This is a genomic window from Candidatus Deferrimicrobiaceae bacterium (genome assembly GCA_035256765.1).
GTDB lineage: Bacteria > Desulfobacterota > Deferrimicrobia > Deferrimicrobiales > Deferrimicrobiaceae > CSP1-8.
In genome coordinates, this window is sequence record DATEXR010000054.1 from 1 (window position 1) to 2699 (window position 2699).

General features: G+C 65.4%; 4 protein-coding genes and 1 pseudogene. 4 read left to right on the forward strand and 1 reads right to left on the reverse strand.

Features of this window, described 5'->3' with window-relative positions:
* The first annotated feature begins 274 nt into the window (after window positions 1-274).
* The 4 genes and pseudogenes from VJ307_01765 (at window position 275) to VJ307_01780 (ending at window position 1388) form a co-directional block, all read left to right on the forward strand.
* Window positions 275-466, forward strand: a complete 192-nt coding sequence (locus VJ307_01765) for a hypothetical protein (GenBank protein HJX72855.1) — start codon at window positions 275-277, stop codon at window positions 464-466.
* 12 nt (window positions 467-478) lie between these two features.
* Window positions 479-838 (forward strand): annotated as a pseudogene (locus VJ307_01770) (peptide-methionine (S)-S-oxide reductase).
* 24 nt (window positions 839-862) lie between these two features.
* Complete coding sequence (locus VJ307_01775) at window positions 863-1096, forward strand: hypothetical protein (protein HJX72856.1); 234 nt, start codon at window positions 863-865, stop codon at window positions 1094-1096.
* A 103-nt stretch (window positions 1097-1199) separates the two neighbouring features.
* Window positions 1200-1388, forward strand: a complete 189-nt coding sequence (locus VJ307_01780; GenBank protein ID HJX72857.1) for a hypothetical protein — start codon at window positions 1200-1202, stop codon at window positions 1386-1388.
* A 103-nt stretch (window positions 1389-1491) separates the two neighbouring features.
* Here the strand turns inward: VJ307_01780 and VJ307_01785 are convergent, their stop codons facing one another.
* Entirely contained in the window at window positions 1492-1839 is a 348-nt protein-coding gene (locus VJ307_01785; protein ID HJX72858.1) for a YtxH domain-containing protein, read from the reverse strand.
* Window positions 1840-2699: the final 860 nt, after the last annotated feature.

Consider the following 2699-nt stretch of genomic DNA (forward strand, 5'->3'; position numbering starts at 1 on the left):
AGCGCCACGAGGGCGGTGGCCACCTGCCCCCCTCCCTGCCTCGAGAAACCGGTCATCCGGAGCTTCTCCCCCGGCACGGGGTAGCGCGGAACGCAGCACAGGTAATCGATCGCATTCAGCCCGATTCCGACGACGTCGAACATGGCAATCCATTCTATCCCGGGGAAGCGGCGCCTCCATCCGGCAATCTTCGCGAAACGGCGGGTAGGGAAGCGCTGTCTAATGAACAAGGACATCCGGGCGAATCAACCGCATTGCGCAAGGGAGATCACGCATGGGATCCACCGTCGGGAAAGGGATTGGGGGAATCACGATCGCCTTCCTTGCGGGAATGGCCCTGCTGGGGCTCAAGGGAGGAAAGAACATGACCGGGACACCGGCAACGGCATCGTCCGGCGCGGCGGTTCCACCCATCGACGCCTCCGCCCCCACCGTTACGGAGACGGCGACGGTCGCCCTGGGCTGATTCTGGGGACCCGACTCCCGGTTCGGGAGTCTTCCCGGAGTGGTCAGGACCCGCGTCGGTTACGCGGGGGGGACGACGAGGAACCCGACGTATCACAGCCTGGGCAACCACTCCGAATCGGTCGAAGTCGTCTACGACCCGTCCCGGATCTCCTACGAGAAGCTTCTGGAGATCTTCTGGGCGAGCCACGATCCCGCCTCGCGCCCGTGGAGCCGCCAGTACATGGCGGCGATCTTCTACCACGACGAAGGACAGAAACTCGTGGCGGAACGCACGAGGGACCGGGAAGCCCGCAGGATCGGGCGTGCCGTCCACACCGGGATGTTCCCCGCCTCCGTTTTCACCCCGGCAGAGGAGTACCACCAGAAATTCCAGCTCCGGCGTCACCCGGAGCTGATGAAGGGGCTATTGGCCGCATACCCCGACCCCAAGGACCTCGTCTCCTCCACCGCGGCGGCGCGGCTCAACGGGTACCTGGGGGGCCACGGGACCTACGCGGGGCTTACGGCCGAGATCGACGGATTCGGGCTTGCCCCGGAGGGAAGAAAAACGTTGCTGGCCATCGTCCGGGGGAACGACTCCCGGAACGGGCGGGGAATGGAAACCGGGGCCGCCTGTCCGAGGGACTGACCTCCCGGTCGTGGCGGGATCGGGATATATTGAAAACGTAGACGGGGACCATGGGAAGAGTACGGCAACGGCGCGGACCAACCCCATGTACAGGAGGTGCCCCATGGAACTTCGGCTAACGGGACCCGAAACAAAGTTGATGAAGGAAATCCTGCACGCGGACCTTTCGGACCTCCTCATGGAGATCGCGCGGACGGACAGCCGTGCGATGCGAGAGGGGCTGAAAAACAGGGAGGCGCTCCTCAGGGGGATTGTGGACCGTCTCGAAGTCCCGGTCGTCCAGGCGTCCTGAAAGGCTGCCCGGTCCGCCACGAGAAAGGCGCGAGGGGATAAACGAGGCCTTTTTCTGCGGGGCGCCTTCCCGGGAAGACGCCCCGCACATTCCGCAAGACCTCTTACCCGCGAATATTCGCCAGTCTTTCCTTTTGCCTGACCAGCATTTCCTCGCCCGCTTCGAGGGTGTCTTGAAGACCCCGCTTCGCGTCGTGCGCCATCTCCTTCCCCTTTTCGCGCAATTCCCCGGCACTCTGTTCCAGACCGTCGACCAGGCCGGACACGTCGTCGGAGAAATCGCGCGCCGCCCGTCTCACCCGGCGCCCCACCTTCCTGGCGGTCAGCGAGATTTCCCTGCGTGTTCTTTCCCCCGAATGCGGGGCGAACAGAAGGGCGATCCCCGCCCCGATCATCGCCCCTACGACCAGTGTGAGGATCCCCACGACCTTGCCATTGTTTCGCACCGACATGGTGTGCCTCCTTCCCCCGTCTTCCTGTTTCCCATGCGATGCTTTTCGGGGACGAAACGATGCCGTGGGCGGGGACACTCCTCAACGCTGGGGGGGACACTTCTCCACTGATGTCAAGTGGCCGCGGGTATCGCTCCGCAGCCTCGGAGGGGGGCTCCGCTCGTGGCTCGCCGTGCGGGGAACCTGCACGGCTGCGCTTAACCTCGCTGCGCCCCTCCTCCTTCGGCTTGCTGCGCCGGCAACCGGGGACCCTAGGCGATGCGGGGGGGTCGACGAGGCGGCCTGTGGAGCGAGGAGGGAATCGCGTCGAGCGGAACCGGCAGCGAGCGGGCGCAAGGTCGCGAGCATTTGAAAACGGAGACCCCCGGCTTCCAGAGGTCCGTTCCTGAAGAGACCGTGCACCGAGAGGGTCGATGCGCCGCTTCCGGCGAGGCGCCCGGCCGACGCGTACCCGCCGCGGTACGGTGAGGGCGGGCAACGAAGCCGGAGTGGATGCAGCGGCCCTCGAATGCCGGGATCTGAGGGAATGGATCTCTGGAGGCCGGCGAGCCAGGGACCCCGGGATCCGGCACTCGCCGCCGGGTGCACGACCACGGCACCCGCCGCAGGGGGGGAAGAGTTCTTAGAAGGAACGTCCCTGTTCTTAGGCCCTTCTGGTATGCTTCGGGGAAAACGGCGGTGACCGCCCCGAAGGAGGGCACAGGACCGGCATGGAAACTAGAAACCGTACGACCCTTTTCCGGGGTCTCGTGGTGGACGTGGAACAGATGGAGGTGAAGTTCGGCGACAAGGGGTGGCACCTCTACCAGGTGGTGAAACATCCCGGCGGGGTCGGCGTCCTGCCCCTGCACGAAGACGGA

Excerpts from the sequence above, each read along its gene's own strand:
- VJ307_01775 (HJX72856.1), top strand. The coding sequence starts at position 863 with ATGAAGGGGCTATTGGCCGCATACCCCGACCCCAAGGACCTCGTCTCC.
- VJ307_01765 (HJX72855.1), top strand. The coding sequence starts at position 275 with ATGGGATCCACCGTCGGGAAAGGGATTGGGGGAATCACGATCGCCTTC.
- VJ307_01785 (HJX72858.1), bottom strand. The coding sequence starts at position 1,839 with ATGTCGGTGCGAAACAATGGCAAGGTCGTGGGGATCCTCACACTGGTC.
- VJ307_01780 (HJX72857.1), top strand. The coding sequence starts at position 1,200 with ATGGAACTTCGGCTAACGGGACCCGAAACAAAGTTGATGAAGGAAATC.